Origin of the sequence: Hyalangium minutum (genome assembly GCF_000737315.1) — a bacterium.
GTDB lineage: Bacteria > Myxococcota > Myxococcia > Myxococcales > Myxococcaceae > Hyalangium > Hyalangium minutum.
On sequence record NZ_JMCB01000008.1, the window covers coordinates 306,875 to 322,777 of the forward strand.

The 15,903-nt window shown below is 68.4% G+C and carries 14 protein-coding genes, 1 tRNA gene and 1 pseudogene; 8 read left to right on the plus strand and 8 right to left on the minus strand.

Going from position 1 to position 15,903, the window contains the following annotated elements; genetic code table 11:
- Positions 1–35 precede the first annotated feature (35 nt).
- The 4 genes from hscB (at position 36) to DB31_RS22625 (ending at position 3,052) form a co-directional block, all read left to right on the plus strand.
- Positions 36–668 (plus strand): Fe-S protein assembly co-chaperone HscB, encoded by a 633-nt coding sequence (gene hscB / locus DB31_RS22610; RefSeq protein WP_240486831.1) that lies wholly within the window; start codon positions 36–38, stop codon positions 666–668.
- Positions 665–2,512 (plus strand): Fe-S protein assembly chaperone HscA, encoded by a 1,848-nt coding sequence (gene hscA, locus DB31_RS22615; RefSeq protein ID WP_075306136.1) that lies wholly within the window; start codon positions 665–667, stop codon positions 2,510–2,512. Before hscB ends, hscA begins: the two co-directional genes overlap by 4 nt.
- A gap of 1 nt (position 2,513) precedes the next feature.
- Positions 2,514–2,891, plus strand: a complete 378-nt coding sequence (locus DB31_RS22620; protein ID WP_044191244.1) for a 2Fe-2S iron-sulfur cluster-binding protein — start codon at positions 2,514–2,516, stop codon at positions 2,889–2,891.
- A 77-nt stretch (positions 2,892–2,968) separates the two neighbouring features.
- A tRNA-Leu gene (locus tag DB31_RS22625) sits at positions 2,969–3,052 on the plus strand.
- Between the two features lie 41 nt (positions 3,053–3,093).
- Here the strand turns inward: DB31_RS22625 and DB31_RS22630 are convergent.
- Together DB31_RS22630 and DB31_RS22635 are read right to left on the minus strand one after the other, a co-directional pair.
- Positions 3,094–4,137 (minus strand): lysylphosphatidylglycerol synthase transmembrane domain-containing protein, encoded by a 1,044-nt coding sequence (locus DB31_RS22630; protein WP_083968627.1) that lies wholly within the window; start codon positions 4,135–4,137, stop codon positions 3,094–3,096.
- 49 nt (positions 4,138–4,186) lie between these two features.
- Positions 4,187–5,740, minus strand: coding sequence for an alkaline phosphatase family protein (locus DB31_RS22635; protein WP_044191246.1), 1,554 nt, complete (start codon positions 5,738–5,740; stop codon positions 4,187–4,189).
- A gap of 156 nt (positions 5,741–5,896) precedes the next feature.
- On the opposite strand from DB31_RS22635, the gene omp85 reads away from it, so the two are divergent.
- Genes omp85 through DB31_RS22655 form a run of 4 tightly spaced genes read left to right on the plus strand, consistent with a single transcriptional unit; the run spans position 5,897 to position 9,499 of the window.
- Entirely contained in the window at positions 5,897–7,069 is a 1,173-nt protein-coding gene (gene omp85, locus DB31_RS22640; protein WP_044191526.1) for an Omp85 family outer membrane protein, read from the plus strand.
- Positions 7,070–7,084: 15 nt separating this feature from the next.
- Complete coding sequence (locus DB31_RS22645; RefSeq protein ID WP_044191247.1) at positions 7,085–7,519, plus strand: DUF3574 domain-containing protein; 435 nt, start codon at positions 7,085–7,087, stop codon at positions 7,517–7,519.
- Between the two features lie 10 nt (positions 7,520–7,529).
- Positions 7,530–9,041 carry an HNH endonuclease gene (locus DB31_RS22650; RefSeq protein ID WP_044191248.1) on the plus strand — a complete coding sequence of 504 codons (1,512 nt, stop codon included), beginning with the start codon at positions 7,530–7,532 and terminating at the stop codon, positions 9,039–9,041.
- A complete protein-coding gene (locus tag DB31_RS22655; protein WP_044191249.1) occupies positions 9,041–9,499 on the plus strand; it encodes an SMI1/KNR4 family protein in 459 nt (152 codons plus the stop codon). Before DB31_RS22650 ends, DB31_RS22655 begins: the two co-directional genes overlap by 1 nt.
- Before the next feature lie 147 nt (positions 9,500–9,646).
- On the opposite strand, the pseudogene DB31_RS48010 reads toward DB31_RS22655, so the two are convergent.
- The 6 genes and pseudogenes from DB31_RS48010 to fni form a co-directional block, all read right to left on the minus strand.
- A pseudogene (locus DB31_RS48010) lies at positions 9,647–10,263 on the minus strand (CHAT domain-containing protein); the annotation flags it as partial.
- Positions 10,264–10,271: 8 nt separating this feature from the next.
- Positions 10,272–11,351: a mevalonate kinase family protein gene (locus DB31_RS22665; protein WP_044191250.1), complete on the minus strand. Its 1,080-nt coding sequence runs from the start codon at positions 11,349–11,351 to the stop codon at positions 10,272–10,274.
- A complete protein-coding gene (gene mvaD / locus DB31_RS22670) occupies positions 11,351–12,337 on the minus strand; it encodes a diphosphomevalonate decarboxylase (protein WP_044191251.1) in 987 nt (328 codons plus the stop codon). Before mvaD ends, DB31_RS22665 begins: the two co-directional genes overlap by 1 nt.
- A gap of 8 nt (positions 12,338–12,345) precedes the next feature.
- On the minus strand, positions 12,346–13,278 hold the full coding sequence (gene mvk, locus DB31_RS22675) for a mevalonate kinase (RefSeq protein WP_044191252.1): 933 nt from the start codon (positions 13,276–13,278) through the stop codon (positions 12,346–12,348).
- Positions 13,279–13,293: 15 nt separating this feature from the next.
- The gene (locus DB31_RS22680; protein ID WP_044191253.1) at positions 13,294–14,625 is read right to left on the minus strand and encodes a hydroxymethylglutaryl-CoA reductase, degradative; all 1,332 of its coding nucleotides are present in this window, start codon (positions 14,623–14,625) and stop codon (positions 13,294–13,296) included.
- A gap of 43 nt (positions 14,626–14,668) precedes the next feature.
- Positions 14,669–15,727 (minus strand): type 2 isopentenyl-diphosphate Delta-isomerase, encoded by a 1,059-nt coding sequence (gene fni, locus DB31_RS22685; protein WP_044191254.1) that lies wholly within the window; start codon positions 15,725–15,727, stop codon positions 14,669–14,671.
- Positions 15,728–15,903 lie beyond the last annotated feature (176 nt).

Genomic DNA, 15,903 nt, shown 5'->3' on the forward strand with positions numbered 1-15,903 from the left:
AACTTCCTCTTTTCGCCCGCCAGGAGTGTGGACACGTGAAGTGCTGGAACTGTGAGAAGGACACGGCCGGACGGGCCTTCTGCCCCGCCTGTGGGAAGATCGCCGCTCGGCCCCCGGGGGCCACGCTCTTCGAGGTCTTCTCGATGAAGCCGGGCTACGACGTGGACATCCCCGTGCTCGAGCGGCGGTTCCGCGAGCTGTCGCTCCAGCTGCACCCGGATCGCTTCGCCCAGGCCGATGCCCGTGAGCGCCGCCTGTCGCTGGAGCAGACCACCACCCTCAACGAGGCCTACAAGACGCTCAAGGACCCATCGCGCCGGGCCTTCTACCTGCTCAAGCTGCACGGAGTAGACCTGGACCGCGAGGACACCGGCACCCTGAAGGACATGCCCCCCGAGTTCCTCGAGGAAGTCATCGAGCTGCGCGAGGAGCTGGAAGGCGCCATGCACAAGCGGGATTTGACGCGGGCCCAGGCCATGGCGGTGGACGTGACGTCGCGCCAACGTGAGGCACTGCACGAGGCCGCGGACGCCCTGCGAGCACTGCACCAGGACGGCAGCAATGAAGAGGAGCTGGTGAAAAAGGCATCGCACGCGCTGGGGCGGGTGCGGTACTTCACGCGCTTCCTCGAGCAAGTAGAGGAGTTCGAGGAGGAGGCGGTGGTTTGAGCAAGAACGGCTATCTGCAGATCCATGATCCCCTGAAGCCCAAGGGGTACGCGGTGGGCATCGACCTGGGGACCACGAACTCGCTGGTGGCCTCGGTCATCCAGGGCAAGCCCCGCTGCCTCTCGGTGGACGACGGCGACGCCATGCTGCTGCCCTCGGTGGTGCACTACGCGAAGGAGGGAGGCGTCGTGGTGGGCGCGCGGGCCCGGAAGCTGGCGGCCGAGCACCCCACCGACACCATCATCTCCGTGAAGCGCTTCATGGGCCGCAGCCCGGAGGATCCGGAGACGCGCAAGCTGGGCCACTACCAGTTTGCCGACGGCCCCGGCCGCGTGGTGCGCTTCCAGGTGGCGGGCGGCCAGCCGGTGACGCCCATTGAGGTGTCCGGGGAGATCCTCCGGGCGCTCAAGCGCCGCGCCGAGTCTCACTTCGCGGGCAAGGTGGAGCAGGCCGTCATCACCGTGCCCGCCTACTTCGACGATGCCCAGCGCCAGGCCACCAAGGACGCGGGGCGGCTGGCGGGGCTCGAGGTGCTGCGCCTGCTGAACGAGCCCACCGCGGCGGCGCTGGCGTACGGCCTCGACAAGGGCAGCCAGGGCACCTTCGCGGTGTATGACTTGGGCGGCGGCACCTTCGACATCTCCATCCTCAAGCTGGTGGAGGGCATCTTCGAGGTGAAGTCCACGGGCGGAGACTCGGCGCTGGGCGGCGATGACTTCGATCGCGCCATTGCCCAGCGGGTGCTCCAGGCTATGGGCGAGAGCTCGCCCTCCCCTTCCCTCGTGGCGGAGCTGCTCGCCGCGGCCCGGAAGACGAAGGAGGCCCTCACGGACGCTCCCGAGGTGGAGCTCGGGGTGGGCAGCCACCGGCAGGTCATCCGGCGCGAGGACTTCGACGCGTGGATCCAGCCGCTCATCCAGAAGACGGGCATCGTGTGCCGGCGCGCGCTGAAGGACGCGGGCGTGACGGCGGCGGAGCTGGACGGCGTCATCTTGGTCGGCGGGGCCACGCGCGTGCCCGCGGTGCGCCGGTACGTGGCGGAGCTGTTCGGCCGCGAGCCGCTCGGTGACATTGACCCGGATCAGGTGGTGGCGCTGGGCGCGGCGGTGCAGGCGGATCTGCTCACCAACACGGATCGCCAGGACGAGGTGCTGCTGCTGGACGTCATCCCCCTGTCGCTGGGGCTGGAGACGATGGGCGGCATCGTCGAGAAGCTGATTCCGCGCAACTCCACCATCCCCACCGCAGCGGCCCAGGTCTTCACCACGTTCAAGGACGGGCAGACGGGCCTGGACGTGCATGTGCTCCAGGGCGAGCGCGAGGCGGTGGAGGACTGCCGCAGCCTGGCGCGGTTCCGGCTCTCGGGCATCCCTCCTATGGCGGCCGGCATCGCGCGCGTGGAGGTGCGCTTCCAGGTGGACGCGGACGGCATCCTCTCCGTCACCGCCCAGGAGCAGAGCACCGGCATCAGCCAGAGCATCACCGTGAAGCCCAGCCACGGGCTCACGGATGAGGAAGTGGAGCGGATGCTGCTCGACTCCATCGACTACGCGGAGCAGGACATCCAGATCCGTCAGGTCCGCGAGCAGCGGGTGGAGGCCGAGCGGGTGCTGATGGACGCGGCCAAGCAGCTCGGCGAGCACGGCGGCCTGCTCCAGGACGGCGAGCGGGCAGCCATCGAGGCGGCGATAGAGCGAGTGCGGGAGCTGGCGAAGGGCGAGGACTCCCACGCCATCAAGGAGGCCATCCACGCCCTGGACGAAGTCTCCCGGTCGTTCGTGGAAAGGGTGATGAACCAGGCCATCAGCCAGGTCGTCGCCGGGCATTCCGTGGAGGAGTACTGAGGTGCCGAAGGTCCACTTCAAGAGCCCCCTGGACGACGTCACCGTGGAGGTGAAGTCCGGGGCCACCCTGCTGGAGGCCGCCGAGCAGGGCGGCGCTCACGTGGGACATAGCTGTGGCGGGGTGTGCGGGTGCTCCACGTGCCACGTGTGGATTCGGAAGGGGCTGGATTCACTCTCCGAGCAGTCGGACCCAGAAATGGACCGGCTGGACATGGGGTTCGACGTGCGCCCCTACTCCCGGCTGAGCTGCCAGACAGAGGTGGGCTCGGAGGACATCCAGGTGGAGATCACCGAGGAGTCCCTCACCGCGTACATGGATGAGAACCCCGCTCTTCGGCACCAGCTGGAGGCGGCGGGGAAATGGCCGCTGAAGAAGTGATGTTGGAGGAGTCGGTTCCGCTTGACGGGGGCGCGCCGGTTCCCTATATGTCCGCCCCCACAAGCGACGCCCCACCTGCCCAGGTGGTGGAATTGGTAGACACACTAGATTCAGGGTCTAGCGCCTGCAAGGGCATGGAGGTTCGAGTCCTCTCCTGGGCACACGAAGGGCCCCGGCTTCATCGCCGGGGCCCTTTTTCTTTTCACGGGGCCACGGGCTCCACGGCGTCGTGGGCCACGTGGTGGGCGGCCTCGCGGGCCAGACTGCCACCGCGCCGCAGGTCCTTCAGGCGCAGCTTGCGCTGGTGGACGGAGATGGCGCCCACGGTGACTTGGCTGAAGACCGTGCCCAGGTGGGTCAGCGCGGAGAACGCGGCCGCATCCGCCTCCGAGGCCCCCAGGCTCCGGGCGGCCCAGCTCGTGACGAAGTAGTAGAGCCCCAGGCCTGCGGGCACTCCCGGCAAGGACTGCCCAAGCGCGATGGCTCCCAGGACGACCGCTCCGGCGAAGAGGCCTCCGGGGATGCCCAGGCCGTGCAGCGCCATGCCGTAGCCGATGGCGGGCGCCAGGACAGGCCCCACGGAGTAGAGCAACGCTACCGCCGTGCCCCGGAAGCTCCGAGCGGTGCTGAGTCCCTCGGCCAGGTGCAGAAGCAGGCCCTGCAGGCGGGGCAGTTGGTGCCGGCGGTGCAAGGCGTGGGCGAGCGGCCGTGAGTAGTGGGCCAGCAACACCACCAGCGCGACCAGGCCGATGCACAGGGACACGGCCACCTTCAGGGCTCCGGCGAATTGGGCCATCGTCTTCCCGAAAGGCCCCAAGAAGGACAGGGCCACGAGCAGCATCAGCGCGGCGAACTCCAGCAGCTTGCAGACGGCCACGGAGCCCAGGCTCTGCAGGAAGGGCAGCTGCTGGGTCCGGGAGAGCAGGAACGAGCGGATGATGTCACCCAGCTTCCCGGGCAGCGCGTTGTGCGTGAAAGCGCCGATGGCCACCAGGTGGTAGCGCTCCTTGAAGGGCACCTTGCGCTGGAGCGTCTGCTGCCACTGGAGCGCGCGCAGCGGGATGATTGAGGCGGACAGCAGCATGAACGGGATGAGCCACACCATGTGGCCCGGCAGCTCGCGGAAGAACTCCCGAAGCGGGAACCGGGGCACCAGCAGCGGGCCCTCCCCGCGCAGGTTCCAGTGGAAGAAGGCCGTGGAGATCAGGACCGCGGAGACCCCCACGCCCACCACGCCCAGCAGCACGTTGAGGACCGCCCCACCCCGCTCCCCCCGCTGCCCCCAGGTCCGGGTCTCAGGCACGGTATGCCTCCGAGAGGCGCTGGTGCAGGCGCACGCAGTGGCTCAGTCCAGAGAGATCCACGGGCGCCTCGCTTGGCCAGCAGATCGTACTGCACGTCTCCGTGCGGGTGAGCCCGCCATGCGAGCCGAACTCCCAGGCGAAGCCCACGGTGGCCCCCGGCTCCACCGCCTCGCCGAAGAGCACCATGTCTCCGGCGGTACGCAGGTGCGGCAGCTCGCGCAAGTAGTCGGCCACGGCGCGCCGGCAGAACTCCCCTGCGAGCGGTGCGTTGGCCACCTCGTCCGGACCGAACACCTGGCCCTTCACCAGCGCCACCGCCGAGTTCCCTCGCCTCAGCGCCACAATCCCGATGTCCGGGTGCCGCGAGGCCCGGGCGAGCACCTCCCGGTGGTGGGCCACCAGCTCGGCGGCCTCGAGCGGCGTGTGCTCGCGCGTGAGGTAGACGTGCGCGAAGTTTCCGCACTCCATGACCACGGGCGAGTCCGTTCCCCGGGGTGCTCTCGCGGCGCCCGGCGCGCGCCCATCCAGCAGCCCACGCTCCACATCCGCAGCCAGGGGCACCGGCGCTCCCCGGAGGAGCATGTCCTCCAGGTGCTGGCCCTGGCGCTTCTCGAACGGGAGGCTGCCCACGTGGCCGTGGTCGGTGAGGAGGACGACGTCGTAGGGGTGCTCGACGGCGCGGCCCATGGCGTACAGCTCGGCCAGGTAGGCGTCGACACGGTGCAGCTCCGCGATGGCCTGCGCGGAGCGAGGGCCGCGCCGGTGCGCCACCTCATCGAAGTTGCCGAAGACGAGGTAGATGGCAGGCACGCCCCGCACCATGTCCACGAGCGCCTTGGTGTGCGCGAAGCTCCAGCCCAGCCGCTGCAGCATGACCCGGCTGAGGAGGAAGCCATGCTCGTGGCGCCAGTCGCCCAGGGCTCGAGCCCACCGCCAGATGTCCTGCATCGCGCGCAATGAGTCCGCGCCGAGCGAGCGCAGGTATCGCCAGGGGTTCTCGGTGCGCGCGACGAACAGGCCCTCCATTTCGGAGGACAGCGAGCGCGCCATGACCTTGAGGCTGGCGAGCGTGCTCATGCACAGCCGGTTGCGAGCGCCCGCATGGAACAGGGAGAAGTACGTGTGCCCGCCGCCCGCCAGCAGGCTCGTCTCACTGCTGCGCCAGAGCCGCTGCTCGATGTGGAGCGCGTCCTTCGGCGTGTTCATCTGAACCTTGCGGCCCAGCTCGCGATCGAACCACGAGTAGGCAGGGAGGTTCGGGTGCTCGATGCCGTAGAGCAGCCCCGCCTGGAAGAAGGGCGTGGAGGCGGGCGAGCCCCAGAAGGCCCTCTCCAGGTGGTACGTCCCCGAGCGCACCAGCCGGGAGAGGAACGGCATGCTCCCCGTCTGAACAGCCTCGTCGAGGAGCGCTTTGGGAACGCCGTCAAGATGTACAACGAGCAGGTGGCGCTGCCGTTTTGAAGGGAAGGCTGGAACTTTCCGGCCGATCTGGCGAGCAAGCGTACATGCCCATGCCTGCAACTCTGAGGTGAGGACTTGGTTCACGTTGACGTCTCCCCGCTTTGGAGAGCCAAAATGAACATGCGAGGAGAAAGCAGCCGCGCGATCGCGTGAGCCTTCTTGGTGGGCGAGCGGGCGAGGCTCCTGGACCTGAGCGTGGGTTGGAGAGTCCAGGCCCCTTGGGGCATGACGGAGGCTCGCATGCTGCTCCCCTCACTCGTGCTCGCCCTGGTGAGCGCCTCTCCCGTGGCGCCCACGGTGCCCACAGCCTCCGTACCGAAGCCCGCCTCGAAGGATGGCAGCGTGGATGGCATCGCGCTGCCGCTGCTGAGCTTCAACTCGGACTTTGGCGTGGGCTACGGCGTGGTGGGGGGCATGTATATCTACGGCGACGGCCGTCAGCCGTATCAGCACGGCCTGGGCGCCCAGGTGTTCTTCACGAGCCGGGGCGTGCAGAACCACTACCTGCGCTACGACGGACCGAGGCTGCTGGGCCCGCTGCGGGTGGAGGGGCGGTTCGAGTACAAGCGCGAGTTCCAGAGCCCCTTCTATGGCGCGGGCAACCGCTCGGCGTCGGAGTTCACGGGGAATGTGAAGGACGCCTGGTACAACTATGACAAGGGCTCACCGGGCGCGTGGCTGCGGCTGCGCGGAAAGCCGTGGGGCGAGGACCATCCGTTCCAGGCATACGCGGGCTATTCGTGGCGGTACACGCGGGTGTCGCCCTACGAGGCGTCGATGCTCGCGGAGATGCAGCCGCTGGGCATCGAGGGCGGCTCCACGGGGCAGATCCTGCTCGGAGCGCTCTGGGACACGCGGGACAACGAGTCGGATCCGTCCACGGGCGGAGCCGAGGAGCTGGCGCTCCGCATCTCGGGACACACGACGGGGAGCCGCTATCGGTATGCGGGAGTGACACTGAGTGAGCGGCGGTACTTCCGGCTGGGCTCGCGGTTCATCTTCGCGCAGCGGGTGTCGTTGGACATGCTGTTCGGCGACGTGCCCTTCTTCGAGTGGAGCACGACGGGCGGGGTGAACTTCACCGAGGGGGTGGGAGGAATGAGCAGCGTGCGCGGCATCGAGCGCAACCGGTTCGTGGGGAACATCAAGGTGTTCTCGAACACGGAGCTGCGCTTCCACGCGCTGGACCTGCGAATCCTGGGGCAGCCGATGAAGCTGGGCATGGCGGCGTTCTTGGACTTGGGGCGGGTGTGGCACCCGGGCGTGACGGATGGAGCGTGGCATGAGTGGCACCCGGGTGCGGGCGCGGGCCTGCGGGTGACTCGGCGCGCGGCGGTCATTCGCGTGGACTACGCGCTGTCCACGGAGACGGGCGGCCAGCGCTTCTACATGAATTACGGGCACATGTTTTAGTAGCGTCCCGGGTCTATGACCCTTGCCCGCCTCGCTCCGCCGTCCTCCGCTGTGCTGCGCAACCTGCTCCTCGTGATGACCCTGGGAGCGCTCACCTCGGCGTGCGGAGGAGAGTCCTGTGACGTGGGCTCGGAGATGTACCGCACGGAGCTGTTCTTCGGGCTCGATCGGGAGAACACCACGTCCGTCAGCGAGGCGGAGTGGCAGAACTTCGTCGACACCACGGTCACGCCCCGCTTCAGCAGTGGCCTGACGATGTTCGATGCCAATGGCCAGTACCTGATGGACAACGGCAACCTGATACACGAGGACAGCAAGGTGATCGTGCTGCTGCACGATGGCAGCGATGCCATCTCGAACAGCATCGACACCATCCGCGAGGAGTACAAGTCGCGCTTCAGCCAGGAAGCCGTCCTCCGGGTCGACTCGGTCTCGTGCGTCGCCTTCTAGCGGTTGAGCGATGAATGTACGCTCGTGGCTGCTCCTCCTCGCGTTCTTCCTGCTGGCCGCTGCCTGTGCCACAGATGAGGGCGCTGCCCGCAAGGCCGATGCTTCGGACACCGGCTCGCGCATCGCACTCCTGGCCGAGGATGCACTGCCCCTCGTCACCCGCCCACCGGTACGCCGTGCTCCCATCGAGGTGACGAAGGAGCAGTACCACGAGGCCATGGTGCAGTTGGCGAAACGCCTGCGGCACACACTGCCTCTCCGGCCACCGGCGCAGGTGGCTGTCATCTCTTGGGGGGATCCTGAGCAGCCCAACGAGCAGGCCCAGCTAGTCCGCGAGTACTACCAGTGGTGCGAGCAACGAGGAACGCCGGGAGACTGCCTCGGCTTGCTCCAAGACGGCCATTTGCTGACTGACGGGGACAAACAGGCCCTGGCCTTCGCCCTGGCCACTCGAGGTGTTTGGAGCGGTACGGCCACGGTCATCGGCGAGGTTCTCGATCCGGTACAACTGCAGATTGCGTTGGTGAGCACCATCACGATGACGATGGCGCTCCTGGCGATTCCCGAGCCCATCTCGAAGGTGGTCGTCCTCGTGCTCACGGCCTCGCTGGTGGGCTACGTGGGTTGGGACACGCTGGTGGGACTCATTGAGGGCTGGCGCCGGCTTGAGCAGGAATGCCAGCAAGCGCGCACGTTCGTGGAGGTGCGGGCGGCCGGCGAGCGCTACGGGCAGGTGATGGGAGAGAAAGTCACCCGGCTGCTCATCCTGGCAGCAACAGCCGCGCTGGCCTCGGGAGGCAACAAGTTCATCAGCGGTGGGCTGCCGGGGCTGCCCGCGGCTTCGCGCCTGGCGACCTCCGAAGGACTCAGCTTCGAACTGCTCGGCACCGTGCGATCCATGACCGTAACGGGCCGCATCCTCACGGTCTCTCTGGAATCCAACGCCCTGCTGATGGCCAACCAGGGCATGGGCAGCGGTGGCAATCCGCCGCCTCGTTCCGCCTCGTCCGACTCAGCGGCTTCTGGCTCGAAGCATCGGCTGCTCTCCATCGAATCCTGGCGCAAACCGCGCCTCACTGCGGACGGCCGGATCCTTCCGTTCAAGAACAGCCGCACACCCGCGGACCCTATTCCGAACATGGGGAAGAATCGCGCCGGGCAATCGGTCACGCGGGGGAGGACGGCCATCCGCTTCGACAAGAACGGGTTCCCTGAGTTCGAGCCCCGATTTGAAACGTTGATCGATGACGCACACATCGGAAGTGGGAAGCACCTGTCACACTTCAAGGCCGCTAACGAAAAGCTCTTCCGTGCGATCGAACGCGACCCAAACCTGGCCAAGCAGCTCGGCTTGGGAGCCGAGGACATCCAGGCACTGGCGAACTCGCATCAAGCCCCACCTGGATTCAAATGGCATCACCACCAGGACGTGGGTCGAATGCAGCTCATTACAGAGGCTGAGCACCGAGCCGCGATTCCTCACACAGGGGGTATGGCCATCTGGGGTGGAGGCTATCCCTAATGACGGTCCATTGGACGCCACGCATCTGGAAGCGCCCCTACCCAGCGACTCCTCTCGACGTAGAGAGGCTCGAAAAAGCTTGGGGGGTCAAACTCCCCGAGGACTACAAACAAGTCGCAATGCAGTACCAGGGGATGACACCCTTTCCTGATGTGATCGACATCGGCAAGGGGAACACCGTCGTCAGCGAACTCCTGACCATCAGCGAGAGCGAAGACGAAGATCTGCGGATCTACTCGATGGCTGACACCTACGAGCTCATCAAGGACCACGTCCCGCAGGGCATCTACCCATTCGCAGGAACAGGGGCTGGCGACTTCATCTGCTTCGACTACCGAAGCAACCCCTATGCCCCCAAGGTCGTCTTCTACTTCACGGAAGAAGCGGGGGAACAAGCCATTCACGTGGTTGCGAACAGCTTCAGCGAGTTCCTCTCCAAGCTCCACAACGGGGAATGACTGATATCCCTCTCAAATCCCAACGTTTCTGATTTCCCTCAAGTATTTGAGCTTGGCATCTGCTCCCCAGCAATATTCTCAAAATCCCCTGGGAGAACGTAGCTCTTTCTACCTCTGCGACTGCGCACCCCACTTGTGCAGCAGAGGCTACTTCGCCAGCGCGCGCAGCGGTTCATCCCGGCCCACCACGATGAAGGGCGCCCAGTAGTGCGGATGGAGCTGGGTGGCGCGCAGCTCGCGCATGGCTTCTTTCAGGGCGCTGGCCCGGCCCTGCCCCGCCAGCAGGTTCCGGAAGTAGGCCTCCATCAGCTGCGAGGTGGTGTCGTCATTCACCTTCCAGAGGCTCATCACCACCGTCTCCGCGCCGGCGACCATGAAGGCGCGACGCAGCCCATATACCCCCTGGCCGAGTTCCACATCCCCCGGCCCGTGTCACAGGCGGACAGCACCACCAGCTGAGTGCCCTACAGGTTCAGGCCCGCCAGCTCCAAGGCTGTCACCCATGCGCTCTCAGGCGGAGGCCGGGGGGAGCCGGAGGGTCTGGGCGCGTTGGCCCCCGCCAGGAGCAGGCCGGAGCGAAGCAGCGGATCCGGCGGCCGGGGAGCCTGGGAGTCCTCGCCCATCCCCCCGAAATGGACCATGGCCCGTGAGGCGGGGGGAGCGGCCGTGTCCTCCAGGAAGAAGCCATGGGTGGCCAGGTGGAGGATGCCGGGCGTGGGTAGCTGCAGCAGCCGCTCCTTGGTGGCCTCCGCCCCCAGGAAGACGGGACGGCTCAGGCGTGTGCGTCCAGCCAGGCGCGGAGCCGTGGGTCCGCCTGGGCCTCGCCGCGCAGCCCGGGCTCCACCTCAAGCGTCATTGAGTGGAACCCGCGCGCTTCCAGGCCCTTCATCAGCTCGGCGCGAGCTTCTGGGTTCGGGGCAAAGAGGATGCACCCGTCCCCGCCTCCCGCTCCGGACTGCTTGCCCGCGCAGTCGTAGGACGCGGCAATGGCCAGGATGCGCCGCATGGCATCGGTCTCGGTCGGCCCCAGTTCCTGGAGCAGCGCCTGCTGGGCTGTCACCGCTTCCTTGAACGCCCGGAAGTCTCCGCCGCCCAGCCCTTCCTCGATGGCATGCCCCACTGCGTCCGAGCGCGCCACGAAGGCCTGGCGCGCGGCCGCGTCCATCCGCGCCTCCACCTGGGAGATGAGCACCCGCGTCGAAGCGCTCTCCCCTGTGAAGGCATATGCCAGCGACAGCTTCGGCGGAGGCAACCGCCACACGTCCACCGAGGGTGACTCCAGCAGCGCCGCCCGGAACCCTCCAGTACTCGAGGCCGCCATCAGCGCCGAGACGTCATACCGCCGGTAGCGCAGCACGCCCCCGGCGAAGCTCGCCGCCACGTCTCCGCCACTCCCCTTCCCGCTCTGCCCCAGCGTGTGCGCCACCAGCGCCAGCTTCAGCGCATCGAAGCGCTCCTCCAGCACGTACCGCGCCGCGTCCGCCGCCAGCACTGTCGCGCAAGCGCTCCCGCCCATGCCCAGCTTGAGCCCTCCAGGGCCCACCGCCGAGGGCGCCACCGCCAGCTCGAAGCCCACGCCTTGCCGGCCATGCGCCCGCAGCGCCTCGTCCAGCGTCCTCGCCACGAAGGCGAACCCCGCCGGAACCTCCCCATCCCACCGCACGCCCTTGGGCGTGGCGCTCCCCTTCAGCGTGCCCTCCTCCAGGCACACGTGCACCCGCGCATCCGCCCGCCGCCGCACCAGCGCCGCCGTCCGAGGCCCCACCGCCGCCACCCGTGCCACGCCGCCCCACAGCACGGCGTACTCGCCCGCCACGAACAGCTTCCCCGGTGCCGAGAGCGCCCGTTCCATCAGAAGAGGTGCTCGCCCTTCAGCTCCGCGTCGCCGCCCGGCACGCAGCGAATCACATCCACCGCGCCACAGGCCCTCGCCAGCGCCTCGGCCGCCACCTCATGCGCCGCGTCCGTCAGCAGCACCGGGTTCGGCCCCGCATCCAGCGTGAACCACACCGGCATCCCCTTCTTCCGCTGCTCCCGAAGGTGCTGAATCAACCCCAGCGTCGCCGGGTTCATGTAGCAGAGCGGCGGATCCGCCGCGAACGCCGTCGAGTGCATCCGCCATGCGTTGCGCTCCGCCAGTTCCCCGAGCGCCTGCAAGTCCTTGCGCTGGAGGATCTCCACCGCCCGAGGCACCTCTGCCTCCGCGTCCTTCACCCACGCCGCGTAGTACGGGCTCGTGTCCACCGTGTGCTTCATCCCATCCCGCGACTTCACCTCCTTCTCGTCGCGGTTCAGGATGGCCACCACCATCCGCAGCTCCGGCCAGTGCTTCGCATCGAAGCGCTGCACCGCGTAGCTGTCCGTCCCATCCGCCCGCTCGCCGCGGCGCCACTCGCAGAACCCGCCCTGCACGCTCCGGCACGCCGAGCCGCTGCCCAACCGCGCCAGCATGCTCGCCACCTTCGGGTCCGCCTTCAGCCCCGCTGCCTCCCGGGCCGCCACCGCCAGCGCCGCGAAGCCCGCCGCGCTGCTCGCCAGCCCCGCCGACGCCGGGAAGTCCCCGCGAGACACCATCTTCGCGGGCCCCAGCTTGCCGCCCGCCTCGCCTCGCACCGCCTCGAGCACCCGCAGCACCCGGTCCCGCTCGCTGCCCTTCGCGGTGTGGCCGTTGATCTCCACCTGATCCGACGCCGCGCCGAACTCCACCGTGGTGGTGACGGACAGCGGCGCCAGCGTCAGGGACAGACTCGATTGATGCGGAAGAATCAGCGCGTCGTCCCGCTTCCCCCAGTACTTGACCAGGGCGATGTTGGGATGCGCCAGAACAGTCGCTTTCATGGAAACACTCACAGCGCTCGCGGCCCCGCGAGCTGGCTGGTGAAGCACCGAACCCCCTGCTGCAGCAGCTTCGCCGCAGCGGGCTCGGGCTCCAGGAAGAGCCCAATCACCGCGCCGCCGTCGCCACCCGCCCCTGTCAGCTTCGCGCCCAGGGCCCCCAGAGCGCGCAGCCGGTACACCATCTCCTCCAGCGGCGGCGAGGACAGCCCCAGCGCCGCCAACAACCCCTGGTTGACGTTCATCGCGTCCCCCAGCGCCTCCAACTCCCCCGCCTCCACCGCCTTCGCCCCCTCCGTCGCCACCACGCCAACCTCCCGGAACAGCCGCCGGTACCGCTCCGGCCACCGCGCCTGCCGCTCCCGCAGCGCCCCCACCGTCTTCTTCGTAGGGCTGCGCTCGCCCGCCAGCGCCACCAGCACCTGGAGCGGCCGGGGGCTCTTCACCCCCCGCGCCTTCCCCGAGGACTGGTCCGGCAGCCGCTTATAAAGGATGAGTTCCTGCATGGCGCTCGTGGTGTGGTCCACGCCGGAGGGCGTGCCGTGGAACTCCTGCTCCATGGCCAGCGCCACCTGCGCCACCTCGCGCGCCGATTCCTTCTTCCCCGCCGCCTTCAGCAGCACCCGCGCGCACGCCACCGACACCGCCGCCGAGCTGCCCAACCCCATGGACAGCGGCAGCTCGGACTCCAGCGACACCTTCACGGAAGGATTGCCGCACAGGTCCGCCGCGCGAAGGAACGCCTTCGTCAGCAGCGCACGCTGCGCCCGGTTGAACGGGTCCGCCAGCGCCAGCTGGGGCTTCCGCGCCTTCACTGCACTGGCCGTCACCCCGCGGCTCAGAGCCCCTGCCAGCGCGGGGTACCCGTACACCACGCTGTGCTCACCCAACAGGATGACCTTGCCTGCACCGAAGCCCGTCAGGGGCGCCGCCTGTGAATCCATAGATGGGGGCGCACCCTACCCTGTGCTGCCCGCCGCCGCAGCAGCCTCGTCGGCCGCCGCCAGCGCGGCGATGATCTCCCGCGCCTTCTCCACCTTCACGTGGCCCACCCTCACCAGCTCGTTGGCGATTCGCTCCACCAGGTCGCCTCGGGCCCCCGCCGTCACCGCCACGCACCGCGCGTGCAGCGCCATGTGGCCCTTCTGGATGCCCACGCTGCCCAGCGCCCGGAGCGCCGCGAAGTTCTGCGCCAGCCCCACCGCCGCGAACACCATGGACAGCTCGCGCGCCGAGCTCACCCGCATCAGCTTCAGCGCCACCTGCACGCCCGGGTGCACCTTGATGGGCCCGCCCACCGTGCCCAGCGCCAGCGGCAGCTCGATGCGCCCCACCAGGTGCCCCTCCTCCAGGTACCAGGTGGACAGCGGCCGGTACTGGCCCTCGCGGCAGGCGAACGCGTGCGCCCCCGCCTCGATGGCCCGCCAGTCCTGCCCCGTGGCAATGGCCACCGAGTCAATCCCGTTCATCACGCCCTTGTTGTGCGTGGCCGCCCGGTACGGGTCCGCCTCGGCGAACCGGCTCGCCTGGGCAATGCCCTCGGCGATGGCCTCGCCCGGCATCTCGAAGTCCGCCAGCAGCGGCACCGGAATGCGGCACATGGCCCGCGCCAGCCGCCGATCCGCCAGGTTCGACAGAATCCGCAGGTACACCTTGCCGCCCGTCAGCTGCTCGATGAACGGGGCCACGCCCTCGGCCATGGTGTTGATGAGGTTGGCGCCCATGGCCTCCTGCGTGTCGATGACCAGGTGGACGATGAGCAACGGCTCGGCGCGCGGGCCCTCGGGGGCCGGCAGCACGCGGACCTCCACGTCCTTGGCACCACCGCCTCGGGCCACCATCGCCGGGTGGAAGCTGTTGGCCAGCGCGAGGATCCCCTCCTTGGCCGCCAGGATCTTGTCCGCGGCCTCCGTGGGATCGCCGAAGCGCGTCACCTGCACCTGCCCAATCATGATGGACGGGTCGGCCTCGGCCATGAAGCCACCGGACTCGCGGACGATCTTCGCGGCGAAGGACACCGCCGCCACCACCGAGGGCTCCTCCACGGCCATGGGGACGATGTAGTCGCGCCCATTCACCAGCATGTTGAGGCCGAGCCCCAGCGGCAGCGAGAAGGTGCCCACCGCGTTCTCGATCATCTGGTTGGCGAGCACGGGCTGGAGGGTGCCGACACCGCGCAGGTACTGCAGCTCGTCCTCGGCGAGGCGGAACATCTTGCCCAGCTGCGCAAGGCGCTCCTCCATGGGCAGTTTGTGGAACCCAGCGAGCCGGGACGTCACGGTGTCAGACATTTTGTTACCTTCTCCAACGCAGGGGCGTAGGGGGAATGCCCCTTTACAGGGCGGCGAGCCAATCCTTCAGCTCGCCCGTCATCACGACTGGCTTGCGCCGCAGCTCAGCGCAGCTCTTGCTACCCGTCAGAACGAGCGCCTGGCGCAGGCCCTCGATGATGACGCGCAGGGCCTGGTCCGCACCCTCCACGCCGCCCTCTTGCTGGGCGCGGAACAGCGGCAGGGCCGCGCCCGCCACGTCCGCGCCAATCGCCAGGGCCTTGGCCATCTCCAGGCCGGTGCGGAGGCCCCCCGAGGCCACCAACCGCACTTCGGGGCCCACGGCCCGGCGAACAGCGGCCGTGGCGGCGGCAGTAGGAATGCCCCAGCTCGAATACTCGGCGCCCAGCTGAGCCAGCATTCCCGTGGCGCGCAGCTGCTCCACGCGTACCCACGAGGTACCGCCCAGTCCGGAGACGTCGATGTTGCGCACGCCCAGCTCCACCAGCCGGCGCGCCACCTCCGGGCCGATGCCGCACCCGGTCTCCTTCACCAACAGCCGGTCCCCGAAGGCCTTCACCAGCGCCTCCACCACGGGGTATCCGCCTCGGAAGTCACGATCACCCTCGGGCTGGGTGAGCTCCTGTCCGGCGTTCAGGTGCAGCGCCATCGCGTCCGCGCCAATCGCGTCCGCCAGCCGCCGCACCCCGTCCACGCCCATCTGCACCGCCTGGTAGAGCCCGATGTTGCCCAGGAGGGCCACCGTGGGCGCCACGTCCCTCACCTGATACGAGGCCGCGCGAGCCGCGGACTCGGCCATGGCGCGCTGGCTACCGACTCCAAAGGCCACCCCATGGCGCTCGGCCACGAGGGCCAAATCCCGGTTCACCTTGCCCGCCCGCTCGGTGCCACCCGTCATGCCGGTGATGAGCACCGGCGCGCGCAAGCGCTTGCCCAGGAAAGGGGTGGAAAGATCCACATCCTCGACGGCCATCTCGGGCATCGCGCAGTGAACCAGGCGCACGCACTCGAACAGGGTGCTGTTCTGTACGGGCTGGACTTCTTCCTTGGCGCACAAATCGAGGTGGGCGTCCTTGCGGCTTCCTGTGATCTCGTCGCCCATCGAACCGAAGCCCTCACATCAGCCGCGTGTGCGGCTAAGTGCCTGAAGGTTGAGTGGATTTTCTAGCAAGCAGGAGCGGGGTGGCGCAAGGCAAGCGGGGGTGGGCTGTCGACGGATCCGCTTGAATGGACGTCCCCGGCCCCTGAGCGGTAAGCAGTACCTGTGAGCCCAGCGCC

Excerpts from the sequence above, each read along its gene's own strand:
- omp85 (WP_044191526.1), top strand. The coding sequence starts at position 5,897 with ATGCTGCTCCCCTCACTCGTGCTCGCCCTGGTGAGCGCCTCTCCCGTG.
- DB31_RS22645 (WP_044191247.1), top strand. The coding sequence starts at position 7,085 with ATGACCCTTGCCCGCCTCGCTCCGCCGTCCTCCGCTGTGCTGCGCAAC.
- DB31_RS22650 (WP_044191248.1), top strand. The coding sequence starts at position 7,530 with ATGAATGTACGCTCGTGGCTGCTCCTCCTCGCGTTCTTCCTGCTGGCC.
- DB31_RS22655 (WP_044191249.1), top strand. The coding sequence starts at position 9,041 with ATGACGGTCCATTGGACGCCACGCATCTGGAAGCGCCCCTACCCAGCG.
- DB31_RS22665 (WP_044191250.1), bottom strand. The coding sequence starts at position 11,351 with ATGGAACGGGCGCTCTCGGCACCGGGGAAGCTGTTCGTGGCGGGCGAG.
- mvaD (WP_044191251.1), bottom strand. The coding sequence starts at position 12,337 with ATGAAAGCGACTGTTCTGGCGCATCCCAACATCGCCCTGGTCAAGTAC.
- mvk (WP_044191252.1), bottom strand. The coding sequence starts at position 13,278 with ATGGATTCACAGGCGGCGCCCCTGACGGGCTTCGGTGCAGGCAAGGTC.
- DB31_RS22680 (WP_044191253.1), bottom strand. The coding sequence starts at position 14,625 with ATGTCTGACACCGTGACGTCCCGGCTCGCTGGGTTCCACAAACTGCCC.
- fni (WP_044191254.1), bottom strand. The coding sequence starts at position 15,727 with ATGGGCGACGAGATCACAGGAAGCCGCAAGGACGCCCACCTCGATTTG.